This is a genomic window from Bacillus sp. 179-C3.3 HS, assembly GCF_047229225.1.
Classification (GTDB): Bacteria; Bacillota; Bacilli; order Bacillales; family Bacillaceae; genus Bacillus.
Genome location: NZ_JBFEFT010000025.1, coordinates 13,101 through 32,966, shown reverse-complemented (window position 1 = coordinate 32,966; position 19,866 = coordinate 13,101). Strand labels below are relative to the sequence as shown.

Genomic DNA, 19,866 nt, shown 5'->3' with positions numbered 1-19,866 from the left:
ATCTCATACTTGCATTTACTGCATTGTATGTGACAAGGGGATTATTTAGAACAAGCCCTATTCTGCTGTTTTTTCTTCTTTCAGAACAGTATACATGCCAGCAGCTTCTTCTTTTTTCGTGGTGTCCTTTAATTCGTTCACTTGAACAGTCACAAGCTTTTGTCCAAAACGGATTTGAAGCTCGTCTCCTTCTTTTACGTCAGAACTTGCTTTTGCCTGTGTTCCATTTATAGAGATCCTACCTTGATCTGCTACTTCTTTCGCCAATGTTCTCCTTTTAATTAATCGAGACACTTTTAAAAATTTATCTAGTCTCACGCTTCTTCACCTCTTTCTATTCGTTTGGCATCATTCCATAGTTCGTCCATTTCTTCTAGTGTCAAGTCCTCTAATGAACGTCCGGTGTCCATTGCCTTTCGTTCTATATGCTGAAAGCGACGCATGAATTTGGCATTTGCAGATGAAAGAGCGGTTTCCGGCTCTAACTGATAGAATCGACCAATGTTGACGAGAACAAACAAAAGATCTCCAAATTCATCTTTCATTTGCTTTGTCGCACCATCCTCTGCCTTTTTAGCCACCTCAACGAGAAATTCTTCTTTTTCTTCTTCATACTTGTTCCATATATCTTCTACATTTGCCCAATCGAACCCGACCTTTGCCGCTTTCTTTTGGAGCTTATATGCTTTTGTTAAAGCTGGTAGTGTCGTTGGGATTGACTGCAACAGAGATGACGCCCGCTCCGGCTTTTCTTGTTGCTTGATCTTTTCCCAGTTGGCCACCACATCTGAGGCTTGATTGACGTTGACGTCTCCAAACACATGTGGGTGTCGACGAATCATTTTTTCTGTAACATGCTGGATGACATCATCGATTGAGAAATAACCATCATCCTCACCAATTTGTGCATGAAGTAAAACTTGGAGTAATACATCTCCGAGCTCTTCTACGATGTGGTCTGGGTCCTCTTCATCAATGGCTTCAAGCAGTTCATAGCATTCTTCAATTAAGTAAGGCTTGAGCGATTCGTTCGTTTGCTTTTGATCCCACGGACAGCCGCCTGGCCCTCTTAATGTACGAATGACTTCTCGAAACGTGTCAAATTGTTGATAAAGTAACGTTTCATCTCGAACCGGTGGAACGTATACACTCGTTAAGTTATTTATCGACACATCTCGATCAAGTTCAAATAACGGCACGGATGTGATTTGTTCCTGACTGCTTCCAGCCGCCGTGACGATATACACTTCGTAGTCATCCGGTAATTTTTCCATTAAGGTAAGTTTCACATTTGAAGCTGTCATCTGATCGTACACCTGACAGATCAAGACGTGCTGCGTTAATTTGAGATCATCTGCTCTCATATCTCCAGCATCAACAAATTGTAGCCCCTCAATCGGGTCAATTTGCAAAGAACTAAAGGTCGCATCTAAAAAGCTTTGTCCGCCCGCAACATGAACCTCAATTCCGCGTTCCTTTTGCTGTGCTACCAACAGCTGGACTGTTTTTTCTGCAACAAATGGATGTCCCGGAACTGCATAAACGATCTCATTGTCCACAGCTTTTGAAAACAGCGTCTCTGTGATTTCTTGGTATACCTCATCAAATTGATCGTGCTTTTCATAAATCTCATCAAAAAAAGTCAGAGACGGAATTTCCTGCACTAACTCTGCGGTTAGCGGATGATCCTGTGTTCTCATAAATACTTCTTTTGCCTGCTTTAGTTGCTTATATACACCAAGCGTCAGCTGATCCATATCGCCCGCCCCAAGACCGACGACTGTAATCTTACCTGCCATTTCTTTTCCCTCTCATCTGTTTAAAATGTAAAACCTTTTCACCTAATGGAATGAGTCTCCATTCCTCGTCCGTAAATACTTCTAGTTTAAGAATACTATATAAAAAGGCGAAACCACCAATAAAAACTGACGTCAAGCTCTCTACTACGGAAAATAGACGTTTTTCATCAGGAAAGGCGATTGAAAACAGTGCCTGATACCCTATTAATACAATGGCCATGAAGGTCGCTGATACAAGGACTTTTATCGGAAATAGTTCTCTGATCGCGATCCATCCCTTTCGCTTTAAATAGACCGCATTCAACATCGCTGCTGTCAAAAAGCCAATTACCGTTGACCAAGCAGCACCATGAATCCCTAAATAAGGAACCAGTACAAATATGAGCACCCATTTGACAATCACGCTAAATATCACGACAATCGCCGGGTATACAGTATGCCCAAGCCCTTGGAGTAGTGCCATTTGCGTAATCGCTATTGACGTAAATGCAATAGAGATACAAAATATTTGCAACGCATCAGTGCCTACATCATGACGAAAGAGCATGGTATTTACTGAAGATAAAATACAAATAAGACCTACCGCCGAACCAATCCCTAACACCGACGTGGTCTTCATCGATGTACGGACTTTTTCCCGAATTGTTTCTTGTTGTCCTTTCCTCAGAGCAGACGATAAAAAAGGAACAAGTGAGGTTCCTATACTGATTGCAAACACCGTACCTAGCTGCAAGAATGGCTGACCACGGTCATAGACACCTTTTGCCGCTTTTGCTGCCGCTTCGCTTAGCCCTTCAGTGCGTAGCAAAGCATATAGATGAAAGGCATCCACCATTTGCATCCATAAGATGAGTAGCCCACTGACACAGATTGTCAATGTGTAGAAAATCAAACGCTTGAGCACATCTTTTTTCATCATCGTGGCTCGTTTGAATGGAGTGTGTGAGACAGACCGTTTTCGCCATTTGAGCCAAATGATGATGAGCAGCATCAAGGAAACTGCACTTCCTGCAATAGAAGAAAAGACCGCACCTGCCCCTGTCTCATAGAGTGTATAGCCATGTCTCACAAGGTAAAAGGATAAGAAAAGCAAGACACCGACTCGGATAAGCTGTTCCACTAATTGAGAAATAGCGGTTGGAAGCATCATTCCATCACTCTGAAAAACACCTCTGAACATGACCGTGAGTGGTAGGAATAAAAAGACAAATGCACTCATCTGAATGAGCAAAATCAATTGGTTGTCCGCCATCAGATCCGCAATCATGCCTGCACCTATGTAAAGAGAGAGAAACAACATCACGCTCAATCCTGTGATATAACCGATAGATACGTTTATAATCACCCTGCGATTCTCATCACCATGTTCACTCAGCAACTTCGAGACCATCACAGGAAATCCTGTTGTTCCAAGCATGATGGCAATCCCTAGAAAGGGATACACCTGCTGATAAATATAAAAACCCGTATCCCCTACAATGTTTTGAAAGGGTACACGATAAACCGCGCTTAGTACCTTTGATAACAAGCCTGCGATGGTTAAGATCACCGCACCTTGAAAAAGCCAATGTGACTGATTCATTGCATTTTTCATGGATGACTCCTTTAAAAAATCTAGTTCATAAACGCACTCATTATATCATACGTCATTGGCTAGCCAATTCTATCTAAGGAGTAGACGGCACATTCGGTGTTTCGTTTCAGTGTATATAAAAAACGCCGACAAAATCATCGGATTTTATCGGCATCTTTCGCTTTATCGAAATGATATACAATTATTAGACCTAATGTTCCATTTGACGGGCTAAGAAGCTAGCTGCCGTCTCGGCTGATTTGTGCTCCACTTCTCCCATTGAACCTTCTTTAGAGAATAAGACTACGGCGCCAATTGGGTCTCCGTTTGCAACAATAGGTGCAATGGTATAAGAAGTTACGTCATCATCAATACCATCGACAAGTTGAATTTCCTTCTTGCTATCTTCTAATACAGTGTTACGCTGATCCATCGTTCGTTCAATTAAATCACTAATGGATTTGTTTAAATACTCTTTCTTTGAACTACCAGATACAGCGATATACGTATCACGATCACAAATCAGTACAGAATGACCCAAACTGTCGAATAATGCATCAGCATATTCCTTCGCAAAGTCTCCTAGTTCACTGATTGGTGAATATTTCTTTAAAATGACCTCTCCATCGCGATCGACGAAAATTTCAAGCGGATCTCCTTCTCGGATGCGTAATGTTCTGCGAATCTCCTTTGGAATAACCACTCTTCCTAGATCATCGATGCGGCGTACAATTCCAGTTGCTTTCATTCACTGCTGCCTCGCTTTCGTTTGATGATGTGTTGGGTGAATGGAGCAAAAGCGTCCACTTTATGCAACATCCACCACTTGATCCTGGGTTTAGTATCCGTCACATCAAACGTAATATACACGAGAGGCACACAAAATTTTATGAAGTGGAGATGGTTTCTTTTTTCACATCTTGAAGGCCTCGAAGCATGCGAAGGACAATCTCAAGCCATTCCTTTGTCTTCTTGCCTTTCGTTTGGACAGAGATAATCAGCTTACTGCCTTCCATCCCCAAGCCAATGTCACGGCCATATTTGCTACCTAGCTCAAATAATTTTTGACCATCGATCTCACTACTTGATTTCTCATCAAGGGTAAGTCTGACAATGCCTTTCTCCATCTTGATCAGCTCGACTCGCTCCTGCACAGCATAGACCTTCATTGTCGCAATCGTGAACAAATCAGCTACTTCTTGCGGGTATTCACCGAATCGGTCAATCATTTCATCTTGAAGCTCTTTCCGTTCTTCAATCGATCCAATGGCTCTAAACTGTTTATACATCTCGATCTTTTGCTTGCCATCAGAAATATACGTATCTGGAATGTAAGCATCGATTTGAAGGTCGATTTCCGGCTCAAATTTCTCTTGAACTGAAGCATCGCCCCTTCTTTCCTCAATCGCTTCTTTCAGCATTTGGGAGTAAAGATCGAAACCAACAGAGTCAATGAATCCATGTTGCTGTGCCCCTAATAGGTTTCCTGCTCCTCGAATCGTTAAATCACGCATGGCAATTTTAAAGCCTGATCCAAGCTCTGTGAATTCTTTGATGGCTTGTAATCTCTTTTCTGCTACTTCAGAAAGAACCTTGTCTTTTCTATAAGTGAAATAAGCATATGCGACTCGATTCGAGCGCCCAACTCGTCCTCTTAATTGGTACAGCTGAGAAAGCCCCATCTTATCCGCATCATGTACAATCAGCGTGTTTACGTTGGGAATGTCTACGCCCGTTTCAATAATGGTTGTGCTGACCAATACATCTGACTCGCCCTCTAGAAAGTTGATCATGACAGACTCTAGCTCGTTCTCACTCATTTTCCCGTGTGCGTAGCTGACTTTCGCATCTGGAACAAGCATGGAGATTTCATCTGCTTTTCGTTCAATGTCTTCGACACGGTTATAAAGGAAGTACACTTGGCCGCCTCTTGCCAGCTCACGCTCGATGGCCTCTCTCACTAAAGCGCCATTGTACTCTACCACGTATGTTTGGACAGGGAAGCGGTTTTCAGGTGGTGTTTCAATGACCGACAAATCACGAACCCCGAGCATCGACATATGAAGTGTACGCGGAATTGGCGTTGCAGTTAATGTCAGTACATCAATATTGGCTTTCATTTGCTTAATCTTTTCTTTATGCGTTACACCAAATCGCTGTTCCTCATCAATAATCAACAGACCCAAGTCCTTATATACAATGTCCTTTGAAAGAAGACGGTGTGTTCCGATGACCATATCAACTGTTCCGTTCTTTAACCCTTTTAGTGTTTCTGTTGCTTCCTTTCGGGTACGGAATCGGCTCAGCTGAGCGATTTTGATCGGATAGTCTTGGAACCGATCCATGATCGTATCAAAATGCTGCTGTGCAAGAATCGTTGTCGGGACAAGTAACGCTACTTGCTTTCCATCAGCGATTGCTTTAAAAGCCGCCCGAATTGCGACTTCCGTTTTCCCATATCCGACATCCCCACAAAGTAGGCGATCCATTGGACGCTCTCGCTCCATGTCTGTTTTGATTTCTTGGATAGAGCGAATTTGATCATCTGTTTCTTGGTAAGGGAATGCCGATTCAAACTGGCGCTGCATCTCATGGTCAGGAGAAAAGGCATAACCCTTACTTGCCTCACGTTCTGCATATAGCTTGATGAGGTCATCCGCAATGTCCTGAACAGATGATTCGACTTTTTTCTTCACGCGTTTCCAATCGCTGCCGCCTAGTTTGTACAGCTTCGGTTCTTTCCCTTCAGAACCTACATATTTCTGCACCTGATCAATCTGTTCAACCGGTACATAAAGCTTGTCGCTTCCTTGATAATGAATATTTAAATAATCTTTATGAATGCCACCGATTTCAAGTGTTTCAATCCCTAAATATTTTCCGATCCCGTGGTTAATATGTACCACATAATCGCCAACTTGGAGCTCTGAATAGCTTTTGATCCGCTCTGCATTCGTCAGTTTTTGTTTACGTGCCTGCTTCTTCACACGTTTCTTAAATAGCTCACCTTCTGTAATAATGGCTATTTTCGATAACGGCAATTCAAATCCCGTTTGAAGCTCGCCTTGTAAGATATACACTTGCCCGTTCACCAGCTCCGCGTCATGATTGGCAAGGGCTGCCTCAATGTCATAATCATGTAAAACAGACGACAGCTTTTCTGTTCGCTCTTCATTCGCACCTAAAAAGACAACCGTATAATTTTGTTTCTTATAACGTTCAATTTCACTAGCAAGCACATTCATCTGCCCATGGAAATTCTGCATCTGCTTACTAGATACATTGACGATGTTTTGAGGGTTTGTCTGCTGCACATGTCGCAAGAACAAGGAGTAGTACAAAATCGATCTCGATTGCTGATTCATCAGCTCTTGGAATGGGAAAGAAAGAGCGACATCATGAAGAATATTGCCCTCTTCCAGCAAACTAATTGTCCAATCTGCTTCTTCCTTTTCAAGCTGTTCTTCCATCTCTTGAATTCTGCTAATTTCATCTAGCACGATAATCGAATCTTCCGCTAAATAATCTAGTAAACTAGCAGGCTTTTCATAGAAAAATGACAGATACTTTGTCATCTCTTGAGTCACGATACCTTCTAATAGCTTCTCTCGATCTGCAGAAATATGTTGATGCAGCAATTCTTTTTGTTGATCTGAGCTGAATTTTTTCAAGCTTTTTGGAAGTCCCTCGTCAAGCCGTTCAATCGCTCTTACTCGTTCCTCGCCTCTGACAATCAGCTCTTTCGCAGGGCCAATCTTGATCTCTTGAAGCGTTTCTAGTGAACGCTGTGTATCAGAATGAAACGTACGAATCGAGTCCACTTCTGTATCAAATAGTTCAATACGAATCGGGTGTTCTTCCGTTAACGCATAAATATCAATGATCCCACCGCGCACACTAAAATCGCCTGGCGCAGCAACCATAGACGACCGTTCATATCCCATTTGTACAAGTTGTTTTGTAAAGGCATCTAAATCAATCTCTTCACCCATCGTTAAGTGAATCTGACTCTTCTTCCATAGCTCAACTGGTGGAAGCATACGCCTTACTGCAGCTACTGGAGTTACAACAATCGGGTTTTCCCCATTCGCTAGTCGATTCAATACATCAAGACGCTGTGCCCTAAGCTCCGGGCTCGCAACTGCAATTTCTGATGCTATGAGTTCGTTTACAGGATACAGAAGGACTGAGCGATCTGAAACAAGACTAGATAGATCATCGGTTACCTTCTGCGCCTGATATAAGTTGTGTGTCACAATAAACATCGGCCGTTGTAATTCATCCGAAATAGCCGCTGTAAATAAGGATCTGACGGAGCCTGATAGTCCGGCAAGCAACTGTTCTTTTAACCCTTCTTTTAGTCCGTTAAAAATGGACTGAAAATCATCACTTTGTTTGATAAATGATTGTATATTTTTCATTTGGCTCCTCCTCTCTGTTTGTTTAAAACAGAAAAACGCTTTGGTCTAATATCTACACCAAAGCTTTTTTATTGAATAAAAGTATGATACTGATGGTAATCAGGATTTCTTTCGAGTGCCTCTTGGCAATCCTCACAAATGGTTTGTACATGTAAATCACCATTTTCCCTATACGAAATCATATCGTTTCTTTCCTCATTTGTTAAGTGATGAAATCCAAGCGCTTCACTTTGGACAGCGGATTCATCTAAACTGCCAACCTTCACACTACAGTGCCGACAGTAATAATGCAAAGCCATACGTGATCCTCCCATACTGAGATTTTAAACACAGTATGTGCTTTGCTGATCATTCTTATACCTTTTTGTTAAAATCATTCATCACTTCTAAAAATGGCTTCGTTAAAGACGCTTCACAAGCCTCTACAGACGCTTCAATCGCAGATGCAATATCAGGTTGCTCCTCTTCTGAGAAACGCCCCAGAACGTAATCAACCACCTTCATGCCGTTTTGCGGACGTCCAATCCCTATACGGAATCGATCGAATTCTGGTGAGCCTAGGTGCTGTATCAGAGATTTAATTCCATTATGCCCCCCAGCGCTCCCTTTTGTTCGTAAACGGATTCGTCCAGCCGGTAAGTCTAGATCATCATAGATGACTTTTACATCTTCAAGTGGAATGTCATAGTAATCCAAAAGAGGACGCACGCATTCTCCTGATAAGTTCATATATGTAAGAGGCTTAACAAGTAGAACCTTTTGCCCCGAAACAAACCCCGTTCCATATTGTCCATTGAATTTCGACTGATTTAATGGGATGTCCCATTTTTTTGAAAGCTCATCTATCGTCATAAAACCAACATTATGTCTGGTTTTTTCATATTCTCTGCCTGGATTACCCAATCCAACAAATGCAATCATGAAACCGATAACCTCCTTTGTCACACATGCACACGTCAAAAAATAAGCCAATATGATTGCCTTATATAAAACGCATGAATTCTTTTCATTCTAGCACAAAAGACGCAACCGCGGGAGGGTTACGTCTCTCATTCACCAGTTATTCTCAATTGTCATCCTTTTGTTTAATGGCTTCAGGTTCTTTTGACTCTTCTTCACTATCAGGCTCCGGAACCTTGGATTGTTGAGGCGGCAAGATTGATGCCACGACTTCTTCTGGATCGTTATTTATTTGGTAAGATGACTGAGCCGACAAGTCACCGACTGTTAGCACATCATTCACTTCTAGGTTCGTAATATCCGCTTCAATATTCTGCGGGATATCTTTTGGCTTCGCCGTAATCGACAGTTCAAATAATGGCTGTTGAAGGACACCGCCGTCTTTCACACCTTTTGATTCACCTATCAGTTGTACAGGCACATCTGCCTCGATTTCTTTCTGTAAGTCGACAACTTGGAAATCAGCGTGAACAAGCTCATTTTTTAGTGGGTCTGTTTGTAATTCAGTGACCATCACAGATTTTGTTTCACCGTCGACGTCTAATGTGATGATTGTGTTTTTTCCTTCATCACGTAACGTCTTTAATAAATCGACACTGTCTAATGAAACAGCAAGGTTGTCTGTATTCTTTCCGTATATGACACCAGGAACGTGTCCTGAATGACGGATTTTTTGCAGTGTGGAACGTTTGAATTCAGTTCTTTTCTTTGCTTTTAAAGTTGCCATATTCAGCACCATCCTATTTCTTTTTTGTCACTACTTCATACATACCCATTACGGAAACATTTTAAACATGAATGACTGTTATTTATATGTGAGTGAACACGCAAAAAGACCCTAGGCCGGCTGCCTAGGGTCTTATTTTTATAAAGAATTAGCTAAAAAGGTAACTAACAGATTCTTCTTCATGAACACGGATGATGGCTTCTGCAAGCAAAGGCCCCACTGAAAGCGGAATGAATTTATCCACTTTCTTGTCATCTGTTAAATGAATACTGTTGGTAACAACCAATTCCTTGATTTTAGAGTTTGTGATGCGCTCTACTGCTGGTCCAGATAAGACTGGGTGAGTACAGCAAGCATATACTTCAGCCGCTCCGTTTTCAACTAGCGCATTTGCTGCTAGTGTAATCGTACCAGCTGTATCAATGATATCGTCAATCAAGATTGCCGTTTTCCCTTCAATGTTACCGATGATATTCATCACTTCAGCAACGTTTGGCTTTGGACGACGTTTATCGATGATGGCGATAGGTGTTTTCAAGCGGTCTGCCATTTTACGTGCACGTGTCACACCACCGTGATCAGGCGAAACAACCACAACATCATTCAGGTTTTTCTGTTCAAAATAGTTCGTTAATATCGGCACAGCCATTAGGTTATCAATCGGAATGTCAAAGAAACCTTGGATTTGCGGTGCATGTAGATCAAGTGCGATAACACGAGTAGCGCCTGCTGTTTCAAGTAAGTTTGCAAAAAGCTTCGCAGTGATCGGCTCACGAGGTTTTGCTTTACGATCTTGTCGCGCATATCCGTAATAAGGGATAACAATATTGACTGTTTTCGCAGATGCACGTTTGAGGGCATCCACCATGATCAATAGTTCCATAATGTGATCATTGACTGGCGCACTTGTCGATTGAATGACATAACAATCACAGCCACGAATACTTTCTTCAATATTGATTTGCACTTCACCGTCACTAAAACGTTTAACAGAGCTCTTTCCTAGATCCACTCCGATACGCTCAGCAATTTCTTTTGCAAGTTCAGGGTTTGAATTCAAAGAGAATATCTTTAAATTCGCATCAGCATAACGATTCGACATGGTAAACCTCCGGATATTTGGATTATTTTTTATGAATATTTTTCACATAGTCTTCTTTATTGACTTGTCTTGCTCTTGCAATCGACAATGCATCCTGCGGCACATCTTCTGTGACCGTTGAACCGGCTGCAACATATGCCCCTTTTCCGACAGTGACTGGTGCAACGAGATTTGAATTACAGCCAATAAATGCGCCATCTTCAATCTTCGTTAAGAATTTGTTTTTCCCATCATAGTTGACTGTAATCGATCCACAGCCAAGGTTTACGTCAGTGCCTACCTCAGCATCTCCAATATAGCTCAAATGAGACGCTTTACTGCGATCACCAAAAACCGTTTTCTTGATTTCAACAAAGTTCCCTATTTTCACGTCATCGCCGATTTTCGACAATGGGCGAATATGGGCAAATGGACCAATGGTTACATCAGCGCCAACTTCACTATCGCAGACAACAGATTGCTTAATGACTGTTCGATCTCCAATAGTACTGTCAACGATCTCAGTGTTCGGCCCAATTGTAGTGTCTGCACCAATTTCTACATTCCCTTTGATGACCGTTCCAGGATAAATAATTGTATCTTCACCGATGACAGCATCTGGTGAAATGTACGTGTTCTCAGGATCTATTAAGGTTACACCATTTCTCATATGCTGATGATTAATACGACGCTTCATGAATTGCTCTGCTTGTGATAGAGCGATTCGATCATTGACGCCAAGTGTTTCTTCGAAATGCGGTGTCTGATAAGCCGCAACCGTTTGCCCTTCATTTTTTAAGATCTCAATGACATCTGGCAAATAGTATTCACCCTGTGCATTTTCATTTGACACTTGCTCAATCACACGGAAAAGATCTTCATTTGAAAAGCAATATGTTCCTGTATTAATTTCATTCACTTGACGTTCAGCATCATTCGCATCTTTATGCTCGACAATTTTCACAACAGCACCTGTTGCGTCACGAATGATCCGGCCATAGCCTGTTGGATTATCTGCATGTGCTGTTAAAATCGTTACTTTTGCTTGTTGCTGTTGATGCATACTTAACATGGCTTCCATTGTTTCCGCTGTCAATAATGGTGTATCTCCACAAATGACAATGGTTGTTCCTTTTTCTTGCGAAAGGAACGATTTTGCTTGTTTAACGGCATGTGCTGTTCCCAGCTGTTCTTCTTGAAGTGCATATTCACTTCTGTCCCCAAGCTGTTCTTTGACGTCCTCTGCTCCATGACCGACAATCGTCACAAGTTTGGTTAACGAAAGCTTTAACGCTTCATCTGCCACATGCTCGACCATCGGCTTTCCGCAAACTGGATGAAGTACTTTGTATAGCTTTGACTTCATTCTCGTTCCTTTTCCCGCTGCTAAAATCACTGCGAACCGCTTATCCATTGATTGGCCTCCAATATCCCTATTATCCATAGAAAAATATATCCTAAATAAGGACTGATTTCAAGGACACATGAGGATATACATTCATTTTCTATTGATTAAAACATATTAGAAACATGAGGAAAAACGCAAAAAAGACAGCATTTAAGAGAAAACATTTCATTTCCTCTTAAAGCTGTCTTTTTAGATTCAGATATGATTAAGAAGCTCCAGCTTCTTCATATTCAACTGCTTCCTCTTCTTCGCCTAAGCGATGATATTCATTTAAAACCGCATCTTGGATTTTTCCTCGAGTGCCCGAATTAATCGGATGTGCAATATCGCGAAACTCCCCATCAGGCGTGCGTTTACTAGGCATTGCAACGAACAATCCATTGTTTCCATCAATCACACGAATATCATGAACAACAAATTCGTGGTCCAGCGTGATGGATGCAATCGCCCTCATGCGACCATCGGTATTCACGCGGCGTAATCTTACGTCAGTAACTTCCACAGTAGTTCACCACCTTTTCCCAATATAAAAGCAATAATTAGGTATTCAACGATTGTGGTGATTCTCCTGCACATTCCAAAAACTTTTTTTGAAATATCGGGATATTTATACATTTTTTGTCAAATTTATGACGACGCTTACATCCCTTCGCAAAAAAAGGCATCATCACAATGCCTTTTCTTGCATATGATGAAACCAAACGGTCTTTAGGCGAGACTGCCTGTTTATTTCACCAATGCCACTACTTCAATTTCCACAAGAGCATCCTTTGGTAGTCTTGCCACTTCCACACATGAACGAGCTGGCTTGTGTGATTGGAAATACTCACCATACACTTCATTCACATCAGCAAACTGTTCCATATCTTTAATAAAGACAGTAGCCTTCACGACTGTTTCAAAAGAAGCGCCCGCCGCTTCAAGGACAGCTTGAAGATTGCGAAAGACTTGATGCGTCTGCTCTTTGATATCCCCGCCTACGAAATCTCCAGCTGGCGTTAATGGAATTTGGCCAGAGCTGTAAAACATATTATTAACAATGATTCCTTGAGAGTATGGTCCAATGGCTGCTGGTGCATGTTTGGTTTGAACAACTTTTGTCATATCAATCTCTCCCATTCAAATACATGTTTTATCATCAATTAAGACGGCGATTGAAAAAACTCGTGGAAATTACCTTCATTGATTTCAATCATCTTTTGTTTCATATCAATGGTTGAAAGCTTTAACAATGATACATATTCATCGACTAAACGCTCATCTACACCTTCATCTTCTAAAAGAACGCCAATCCCAGCAACATTTGCATTAAATTCTTCAAGCAAATTCATCATACCGTTTATGGTACCGCCTGCTTTCATAAAGTCATCAATAATCAGCACGTTTGATCCTTTATCTAAGCTGCGCTTTGCTAGGGACATCGTTTGAATACGGTTAGAAGATCCTGATGCATAGTTGATACTAACGGTCGATCCTTCTGTCACCTTGTTATCTTTACGCACGATCACAACAGGCACATTTAAATAACTTGCAACTGAGTGGGCGATTGGAATGCCTTTCGTCGCAACTGTCATGACCACATCAATTGCACGATCTGCAAAAATCGTCGCAAATAGCTTACCGATTTTCGCAAGAATTGAAGGATCACCTAATACATCGGTTAAATATAAATAACCGCCTGGAAGCACACGCTCAGGAGTCGATAAAGCCTGTCCGATCTCATTGACTACTTCGTCTGCTTCTTGAATGTGTATCTTTGGTATATATTTCACTCCGCCAGCAGCTCCAGGTACAGTAAGCAATGTGCCTATTCCCTGCTGTTCGAAGGTTTGCTTAATAATCGTTAAGTCTTCACTAATGGAGGACTTCGCAGATTGGTATCGCTCTGCAAAAAACGTTAACGGTACTAGTACGTGCGGGTAGGTTAACAAATAATTTGTTAAGTCCACCAATCTGCCGCTTCGACGAAACTTCATGAACTTACCCCCAGAACCCGAATAATTTATGAATAATATAACTTAATATACGGATTTAATCAAGGGCATTTTGTTCGCCGATCATGCGGACAGCGTAAACTTGATCACAAAATCCTCTTAGTCCGTTATATATTCTTTGTACTTTTGATTCATATTGAATCAGGCCAAACACAGTTGGTCCACTTCCACTCATTAAGACAGCATCAGCACCAAAACGCTTCATCTGCCTTTTGATCATGTCTACTTCCGGATACATTTTCAGTGTCACAGATTCCAGAACATTACCGAGTGAACCGCACATCTCTTTATAATCTTTCGCTTCAATGGCTTTAATCATACGCTGTACATTTGGGTGCTCTACTTTGCTTGCGTCATATTGTCTATACACTTCCGCAGTAGATACCCCTATGACCGGCTTTGCTAGTATGACCCAGCAATGTGGCGGAGTCGCAATATGTTGCAGTTTTTCTCCACGCCCTGTTGCAAGTGCAGTTCCGCCATGCACACAAAAGGAAACATCTGAGCCAATCTCCGCTCCGAGCTCAGACAGTTCATCTAATGTGAGGTTTAAATTCCACAATCGATTTAAGCCGCGCAGTGCTGCAGCTGCATCACTACTTCCCCCAGCTAAACCTGCTGCGACAGGGATTGTTTTTGTAATCACAATCGATACGCCTTTTTGAATGCCGAACCTTGTTTTTAGTAATTTAGCTGCCTGATAAGCTAGGTTACGCTGATCATCGGGAACAAATCGATTATGAGATGATACACGAATTTCATCCTTGTCTAGCTCAGTCAGCTCTAGTCGGTCTGCAAGGTCAATCGTTGTCATCACCATCTCTACTTCGTGATATCCATCTGGTCTTTTTCCATGAACATCAAGAGAGAGATTAATTTTTGCCGGTGCTTTTTCTAAAATACGCAAACAGTTCACCTACTTCTCCATCTAAACATAAGTATCAATATTGTATCACATTTGACGGATCGGATGAATATTGGCTTTTCCCTTGAGCACACTCGCTTTTTCATAAAAAAAGCCAGAGATACCCGTAGGGATCCCTGACCAATGATTTATCGTTGATTCTTCTCATCTTGAGCCATATGCTGTTGAGCTAATTCAATTGCACGTTTGACCATATTCCCTGCGTCACGCGCGCGAATTTCTCCCCAGCCTCCATTTTTGACGGTATCATAAAATCCAAGATCTTTCGCCAGTTCGTATTTGAACTCTTCTGACATAATACCTCGGCGTCTACCCAAACGAAACAGCCCCTTTAATCGAGAATGCGAATCGTTGCCACGTCTCTTTGTGGCTTTATTATCTTGCTTCAGATTTCTTTTCTTACCCCTTTCAAATAATGGACAGTCTCCCATTCAGAAAAAAAGGCAAAACAAAAAGCAGTAAACAAGAAGTTCACTGCCCATTAATAGGCGACTGAGCTCGCGGTATCATCGAAAGTCAATTCAACCGTCTCAGTCAGTATATCTGCATAACTGTATGAAACTCTTTCAAACGAATTCTCATCTTGATCTAATTGAATCACAAAAACAGAAGGGTACGTTTCAGCTAAAATGCCCGAACGCTCAATTGTTTTTCGGCGGCCTCCGTTAGCCTTTAACGTCAAACGTTTACCTAAATTACCATCAAGCGATCTTTTGATGTCGGACAAAGTCTTCGCCATTGCATCCACCTCACTGAGATTATTATACAACAACGGCCCATTTTTGTCAAATAAAATTTAAATTATATCAACGAATACGAGCCATTGTCAATAAAATATTTTTGACAAACTTCTATCTTTTCTTCTCCCTATTTTTCACAAATTCCGGTGAATTATGTATTCGTTTCTTATTTCTTTCGACACACAAAAAAAACCAGACTGAAAACAGTCAGGTTATGTCGATTCATGGTTTCTTTTATATGGCATACCTATTCTTAAAACACCTTTTGTTTCAATTCCTCCGAGGCCCTTTTCCCTTGTTAATGTGTTTCTAAGTACATCCCACACATTGATGCGATCAACAAATGGAGTAAAACTAATCTTCGCCACAATATAAACTGGGTCAAGTGCATGAATGTTCACACGTGAAGGTGAGCTTGCAAAATTGGCTCCTGCTTGGATGAGTGATTCAAAATGAGACTGACAAGCACCCGCAAAGATCACAAGCTGATCTAAATGAGGAATTTTCTTTCTGGCTTTTTGAACAGTTTCAACAAAATGACGAGAATGACGATAAGCACTGATATCATGTACGCTGCCTTTTTGCTTAGAATACGCATCATGGCCTGTAATAACTAAGATATCCGGACGATATTGATCAATTAAAGATTCAATCATGCTGGGCATTTTTTTCTCATGGCAATGTACACCATACACAGGCACTCCAATTCTTTCATATACGTCTAAGCATTTCTTTAAGTACGAAGCGTCGCCATCTAAATGAAGGACTTTACCAGGCATGTGAAAATACTGCTCTTGATGCTGATAGTGTCCAGACGTATGGTACTCCTGTTTTTCACGTAATAACTGATAGTCCTGCCTAAGTAAGTCGAGAGATTCGTTAATTTTCCGTTCATCGTTCTTCTCTCTTGTCAGCTGTTCCTCTTTTTGGATGGGGACCAAATCCGACATCTTGGCATCTGCTATCAGCCGAACTTCACTTCCATGCAATATGGCGGTCGCTTCATGCACATCTGTCTCATCAATTCGTATAATACGAAACATAATATCCATTTGATAGGATGCCCTTGTCACCATATCTCCTATTTGAAATTGCATGCTTTTCACTCCACAATCAGGCTTATATCCTGTTGGTATCGTCTTGCGCTGAACATGTTCATTTTTCATATGTGTTGTTCTTTCTAGCCTATGCCTCAATGCATAAAGTGGTGAAAAGCAAAAGAAAAAAGCCCTTATTTCAGGGCTTTGTGTAAGTCGTTCGACAAGCGGGCAAATTCCTCAATCGATAAAGATTCACCGCGGCGCTTCCCATCGATTTCAGCTGATTTCAGCGCTTCTTCAATCATCATTTTATGCTTCTTCCCATCTGGAAGATTGTTCATCAGATTGTTCATCAAGGTTTTTCGGCGTTGCCCGAAGCTTGCACGTATTAATTGAAAGAAAAATGTCTCATCTTCTACAGATACAGCAGGTGCTTCTCGTACCGTTAATTTAATCACAGCTGAATCAACATTCGGCTGTGGAACGAAAACGGTTTTTGGCACAACCATGACGGTTTTCGCTTCCGTATAAAATTGAACGGCAATAGACAATGAGTTGTATTCCTTTGAAGAAGGAACAGCTGCCATACGGTCTGCTACTTCTTTTTGTAGCATGACGACGATCCCTTTCAATGGAAGATTCTCTTCAAGTAACTTCATAATAATAGGTGTCGTCACATAATAAGGAAGGTTCGCAACAACCATGACCTCTTTACAATCAGCAAATTGGTCTTCTATTACTTTTTTTACATCCGCTTTTAATACATCTTGATGAATGATGGTGACATTATCATATGGAGACAACGTATCGTTTAAGATAGGCAGTAAACGTTGATCAATTTCAAAAGCAGTGACTTTTTTTGCACGTTTGGCAAGCTGCTCTGTTAGTGCCCCAATCCCAGGTCCAATTTCAATGACACCCGTCTCATCGGTGATCTCAGCATGATCGACGATGCGATCTAAAATGTTTGTATCAATTAAAAAGTTCTGCCCTAAGCTCTTTTTAAAAGAGAAACCGTACTTCTTTAATATTTCCTTCGTCCTGATGGGTGTCGCTATATCTTTATTCATCGGCTTCCTCCTGCATGACGGTCTTTAATGCCGCCACAAAATCATGTTTGGTGATCTGAAACATATGAAGACGCTTTTGCAGCTGCTTCGCATTTGTATAACCTATATTTAAAAGTACACCTAGTCGTTCACGGCGGCGTTTTGAAGCATCGCCACCAATGAGGCCAGCGTCATACAAGTCTTCTAAAGAAATGTCACTTTCCGATTCTTCCATTTCCTCATGAACATGTGCAAGGCATTCCCGAATACTATCCAAAGACGCATGCTCGACACCGATCCCTTTATCTCGCTTTGCTTTTGCTAGATGTTTTGGTAAGAACGCATGCTTACAACCTGGTACGGCCTCTGCTATCGTTTTACGAATTTTCTCACCCGGAAAATCAGGATCCGTTAAAATAATCACGCCCCGCGTCTCCTGAGCAAGACGTACCTGTTGAATCACGGCATCACCAATGGCAGATCCGTTTGTTTCAATTGTATCTGCATCTACGGCCATCTTCACTCTGGCTGTGTCATCACGACCCTCCACCACAATGATTTCTTTGATTTTCATTTATTCCTCCGCTTGCAAAAACAAAAAACATTTTTGGTAAAAAACGAAACCTTTCATGCTGTTTTTGCGTCTAATTAATTAGAAAACAGTGCTTCTATTATAACCAAAAAAACAGAGGGTTCGCAAAGCCCTCTGTTCATATAAATGGTTTGATGTGTTTATTTAAGCACTCTAATTTTCACTCGTTTATTCCCCCATTGATAAGCTGACGACTTATTTGGGACGAACACATCAATTTTATTCCCTTTTATAGCAGATCCAGTGTCTGATGCAACGGCATATCCATAGCCCTCCACATATACTTTAGAGCCTAGCGGAATGACACTCGGATCAACTGCTATAACCTTTGCCCCTGGATTTGCTTTTAGATTAAAGCCTGTAGACGTTCTTCCTGAACATCCCGTACAGTAAGCTGTATAGGCTGTTGACGTCACATAAAATTCTCTCCCAGACGATTCATTGCTTCTTGAAACTGCCGGAGAGGCATTAGAATTCTTTTTGGATACTTGTGTACCAACGGCAACTAAGCGATCCTTGCTATCTTTTTCAGTCACTTCTTTTATCAATTCTTTAGACACCACTTTGCCGTTTTCTTTCACAATGGCATAGTGCTTCTTCAATTTGCCTTCTTCACCTTTTTCAAGTACCTTCTCTGTTCCTTTTTCTAGAGAGCGATCCTTCTTATGTTTGGTTTCAAAAGCAATTTTCTCTTCCACTACATCGGTGACTTTTTCCACCCGAGTGATCTGAATATCTGCGCTTTTTTTAGATAGATTTTTATGCAACGCAGGTTTGATCTTATCGTGCTTCTTGAGCTTGAGCTCTTGTTGCTTTAAAAAGTCAGCGACCGTAGTCGAAGTGGTCCACACTTTTTTCTTTTTTCCCCCGTCATTTAAGCTGACTTGGAAACCATGCTGAACAACAAGCTTCATGTTTTTTTCAATCTTGTCATTCTCTTCTGCATTGACTTGATCGTGCTTCCCAATATCTATCTTTTCATTCTTCAATAATGCTCCAACCGTTTGATCTGTTGTCCATATCGTTTTCTCTTGCCCATCTAGGGTAAGTTGAACCGGTATTGCTGCATCATACACAATGCTCATATTGTCTGTCATTTTTGTATGTAGACTTGGAGAAATCCGATCCTCCGCCCTGGTCTTTATTCCAAGGTCTGAAAGCAGTTGTGCTACTGTCTCTTCATGTGTACGAATCGTTTTCTTTTGACCATTGATTGAAATGGTCACAGACTGCTTAGTGAGCTCTTGCACACCGTAAGCCGTCCCAGTTCCAGCTAAAAGCAAGCAAGCGACTACTAGTAAAACCTTGCCTTTTCCTAGCTTGATAGAAAACAGATTTTTCATTTTTTGTACGATGAAAAACGCCTCCTTCTCCTCGGAGAGATTATATAGAGTATCTCAAAACCTGTCAACCCTTCCACCCAGCGTACAAAAATGCTTGATTGTATCCCTATTATGGGAGATTAATGGGAGGAAGGGAAGAAAGACTTATCGACAACTTATCCTATGAGGAGTAGCAAACGTGTAGAACTTTTTCGTTATATTTCATATATGGACA

Annotated in this window: 20 protein-coding genes; all 20 read right to left on the bottom strand. The window is 41.3% G+C overall.

The features are described from left to right. Positions 1–57: 57 nt before the first annotated feature. On the bottom strand, positions 58–318 hold the full coding sequence (locus AB1K80_RS14425) for an RNA-binding S4 domain-containing protein (RefSeq protein WP_008341839.1): 261 nt from the start codon (positions 316–318) through the stop codon (positions 58–60). After that, positions 315–1,799: a nucleoside triphosphate pyrophosphohydrolase gene (gene mazG / locus AB1K80_RS14420; protein ID WP_412857424.1), complete on the bottom strand. Its 1,485-nt coding sequence runs from the start codon at positions 1,797–1,799 to the stop codon at positions 315–317. The genes AB1K80_RS14425 and mazG overlap by 4 nt, the downstream gene beginning before the upstream one ends. Next, positions 1,789–3,393 carry a putative polysaccharide biosynthesis protein gene (locus AB1K80_RS14415; protein ID WP_412857422.1) on the bottom strand — a complete coding sequence of 535 codons (1,605 nt, stop codon included), beginning with the start codon at positions 3,391–3,393 and terminating at the stop codon, positions 1,789–1,791. Before AB1K80_RS14415 ends, mazG begins: the two co-directional genes overlap by 11 nt. Positions 3,394–3,583: 190 nt before the next feature. Continuing rightward, the gene (spoVT, locus tag AB1K80_RS14410; RefSeq protein WP_412857420.1) at positions 3,584–4,120 is read right to left on the bottom strand and encodes a stage V sporulation protein T; all 537 of its coding nucleotides are present in this window, start codon (positions 4,118–4,120) and stop codon (positions 3,584–3,586) included. A gap of 139 nt (positions 4,121–4,259) precedes the next feature. Further along, positions 4,260–7,793, bottom strand: a complete 3,534-nt coding sequence (gene mfd, locus AB1K80_RS14405; RefSeq protein ID WP_412857418.1) for a transcription-repair coupling factor — start codon at positions 7,791–7,793, stop codon at positions 4,260–4,262. A 68-nt stretch (positions 7,794–7,861) separates the two neighbouring features. Then, positions 7,862–8,092: an anti-sigma-F factor Fin gene (locus tag AB1K80_RS14400; protein ID WP_412857417.1), complete on the bottom strand. Its 231-nt coding sequence runs from the start codon at positions 8,090–8,092 to the stop codon at positions 7,862–7,864. Between the two features lie 55 nt (positions 8,093–8,147). Then, positions 8,148–8,714 carry an aminoacyl-tRNA hydrolase gene (gene pth, locus AB1K80_RS14395; protein ID WP_412857415.1) on the bottom strand — a complete coding sequence of 189 codons (567 nt, stop codon included), beginning with the start codon at positions 8,712–8,714 and terminating at the stop codon, positions 8,148–8,150. 145 nt (positions 8,715–8,859) lie between these two features. Next, positions 8,860–9,480 (bottom strand): 50S ribosomal protein L25/general stress protein Ctc, encoded by a 621-nt coding sequence (locus tag AB1K80_RS14390; RefSeq protein WP_412857413.1) that lies wholly within the window; start codon positions 9,478–9,480, stop codon positions 8,860–8,862. Positions 9,481–9,628: 148 nt separating this feature from the next. After that, positions 9,629–10,582 (bottom strand): ribose-phosphate diphosphokinase, encoded by a 954-nt coding sequence (locus tag AB1K80_RS14385; RefSeq protein WP_412857411.1) that lies wholly within the window; start codon positions 10,580–10,582, stop codon positions 9,629–9,631. A gap of 22 nt (positions 10,583–10,604) precedes the next feature. Beyond that, entirely contained in the window at positions 10,605–11,975 is a 1,371-nt protein-coding gene (glmU, locus tag AB1K80_RS14380) for a bifunctional UDP-N-acetylglucosamine diphosphorylase/glucosamine-1-phosphate N-acetyltransferase GlmU (RefSeq protein ID WP_412857410.1), read from the bottom strand. Between the two features lie 199 nt (positions 11,976–12,174). Then, positions 12,175–12,471 (bottom strand): septation regulator SpoVG, encoded by a 297-nt coding sequence (gene spoVG / locus AB1K80_RS14375; RefSeq protein ID WP_289380884.1) that lies wholly within the window; start codon positions 12,469–12,471, stop codon positions 12,175–12,177. A 224-nt stretch (positions 12,472–12,695) separates the two neighbouring features. Then, positions 12,696–13,073: a 2-iminobutanoate/2-iminopropanoate deaminase gene (gene ridA / locus AB1K80_RS14370; RefSeq protein ID WP_412857407.1), complete on the bottom strand. Its 378-nt coding sequence runs from the start codon at positions 13,071–13,073 to the stop codon at positions 12,696–12,698. Positions 13,074–13,111: 38 nt separating this feature from the next. Continuing rightward, positions 13,112–13,945, bottom strand: a complete 834-nt coding sequence (purR, locus tag AB1K80_RS14365; RefSeq protein WP_412857405.1) for a pur operon repressor — start codon at positions 13,943–13,945, stop codon at positions 13,112–13,114. A 55-nt stretch (positions 13,946–14,000) separates the two neighbouring features. Then, positions 14,001–14,870, bottom strand: a complete 870-nt coding sequence (gene ispE, locus AB1K80_RS14360) for a 4-(cytidine 5'-diphospho)-2-C-methyl-D-erythritol kinase (protein ID WP_412857465.1) — start codon at positions 14,868–14,870, stop codon at positions 14,001–14,003. Positions 14,871–15,016: 146 nt separating this feature from the next. Next, positions 15,017–15,205: a small, acid-soluble spore protein, alpha/beta type gene (locus AB1K80_RS14355; RefSeq protein WP_412857403.1), complete on the bottom strand. Its 189-nt coding sequence runs from the start codon at positions 15,203–15,205 to the stop codon at positions 15,017–15,019. Between the two features lie 164 nt (positions 15,206–15,369). Continuing rightward, the gene (gene veg / locus AB1K80_RS14350; protein WP_003217979.1) at positions 15,370–15,627 is read right to left on the bottom strand and encodes a biofilm formation stimulator Veg; all 258 of its coding nucleotides are present in this window, start codon (positions 15,625–15,627) and stop codon (positions 15,370–15,372) included. Positions 15,628–15,840: 213 nt separating this feature from the next. After that, a complete protein-coding gene (gene yabG, locus AB1K80_RS14345) occupies positions 15,841–16,725 on the bottom strand; it encodes a sporulation peptidase YabG (protein ID WP_412857402.1) in 885 nt (294 codons plus the stop codon). A gap of 134 nt (positions 16,726–16,859) precedes the next feature. Further along, on the bottom strand, positions 16,860–17,738 hold the full coding sequence (rsmA, locus tag AB1K80_RS14340) for a 16S rRNA (adenine(1518)-N(6)/adenine(1519)-N(6))-dimethyltransferase RsmA (protein ID WP_412857401.1): 879 nt from the start codon (positions 17,736–17,738) through the stop codon (positions 16,860–16,862). Next, on the bottom strand, positions 17,731–18,291 hold the full coding sequence (gene rnmV, locus AB1K80_RS14335; RefSeq protein WP_412857399.1) for a ribonuclease M5: 561 nt from the start codon (positions 18,289–18,291) through the stop codon (positions 17,731–17,733). The genes rsmA and rnmV overlap by 8 nt, the downstream gene beginning before the upstream one ends. 158 nt (positions 18,292–18,449) lie before the next feature. Continuing rightward, positions 18,450–19,652 carry a ubiquitin-like domain-containing protein gene (locus tag AB1K80_RS14330; protein ID WP_412857397.1) on the bottom strand — a complete coding sequence of 401 codons (1,203 nt, stop codon included), beginning with the start codon at positions 19,650–19,652 and terminating at the stop codon, positions 18,450–18,452. Between the last annotated feature and the right edge of the window lie 214 nt (positions 19,653–19,866).

Coding starts and splice junctions, on each gene's coding strand:
- mazG (WP_412857424.1), bottom strand. CDS start 1,799: ATGGCAGGTAAGATTACAGTCGTCGGTCTTGGGGCGGGCGATATGGAT.
- AB1K80_RS14415 (WP_412857422.1), bottom strand. CDS start 3,393: ATGAAAAATGCAATGAATCAGTCACATTGGCTTTTTCAAGGTGCGGTG.
- spoVT (WP_412857420.1), bottom strand. CDS start 4,120: ATGAAAGCAACTGGAATTGTACGCCGCATCGATGATCTAGGAAGAGTG.
- mfd (WP_412857418.1), bottom strand. CDS start 7,793: ATGAAAAATATACAATCATTTATCAAACAAAGTGATGATTTTCAGTCC.
- AB1K80_RS14400 (WP_412857417.1), bottom strand. CDS start 8,092: ATGGCTTTGCATTATTACTGTCGGCACTGTAGTGTGAAGGTTGGCAGT.
- pth (WP_412857415.1), bottom strand. CDS start 8,714: ATGATTGCATTTGTTGGATTGGGTAATCCAGGCAGAGAATATGAAAAA.
- AB1K80_RS14390 (WP_412857413.1), bottom strand. CDS start 9,480: ATGGCAACTTTAAAAGCAAAGAAAAGAACTGAATTCAAACGTTCCACA.
- AB1K80_RS14385 (WP_412857411.1), bottom strand. CDS start 10,582: ATGTCGAATCGTTATGCTGATGCGAATTTAAAGATATTCTCTTTGAAT.
- glmU (WP_412857410.1), bottom strand. CDS start 11,975: ATGGATAAGCGGTTCGCAGTGATTTTAGCAGCGGGAAAAGGAACGAGA.
- ridA (WP_412857407.1), bottom strand. CDS start 13,073: ATGACAAAAGTTGTTCAAACCAAACATGCACCAGCAGCCATTGGACCA.
- purR (WP_412857405.1), bottom strand. CDS start 13,945: ATGAAGTTTCGTCGAAGCGGCAGATTGGTGGACTTAACAAATTATTTG.
- veg (WP_003217979.1), bottom strand. CDS start 15,627: ATGGCGAAGACTTTGTCCGACATCAAAAGATCGCTTGATGGTAATTTA.
- yabG (WP_412857402.1), bottom strand. CDS start 16,725: ATGCAATTTCAAATAGGAGATATGGTGACAAGGGCATCCTATCAAATG.
- rsmA (WP_412857401.1), bottom strand. CDS start 17,738: ATGAATAAAGATATAGCGACACCCATCAGGACGAAGGAAATATTAAAG.
- rnmV (WP_412857399.1), bottom strand. CDS start 18,291: ATGAAAATCAAAGAAATCATTGTGGTGGAGGGTCGTGATGACACAGCC.
- AB1K80_RS14330 (WP_412857397.1), bottom strand. CDS start 19,652: ATGAAAAATCTGTTTTCTATCAAGCTAGGAAAAGGCAAGGTTTTACTA.